Consider the following 340-nt stretch of genomic DNA (forward strand, 5'->3'; position numbering starts at 1 on the left):
ATAACCCAAGAGCCATTGGTCCATACTATGCCTATAACGATCGCTATCTCGAGATTCGTGGTGGAATGTTTGAAAATTTTCGAGGGATTGTTACATGGCTCTCTATACTAATATTTATGTTTCCTTTAACAGGCTTTTATTTTGCATTTATAATTGCTTCACAATTATATAATAGTGAGAATGAAAACATTGCTTCTGATATATTTGCAATGATTTGTTTTTTAATTACTTCTTTAGTTTTAATATATTTATGCTTCCGCTATTTCCGTTATGTCTATCGATTGGAACTGTTTACCGTACGCCATATACGGGTACGCTTTAATCGGGTAACAAGGCAAGT

At 33.5% G+C, this 340-nt stretch carries 1 pseudogene; it reads left to right on the top strand.

The window, feature by feature from the left end:
- A pseudogene (locus H3T96_RS14810) lies at nt 1-340 on the top strand (hypothetical protein); the annotation flags it as partial.

This window comes from Gilliamella sp. W8136, from assembly GCF_016101285.1.
GTDB classification, from domain to species: Bacteria; Pseudomonadota; Gammaproteobacteria; order Enterobacterales; family Orbaceae; genus Gilliamella; species Gilliamella apicola_N.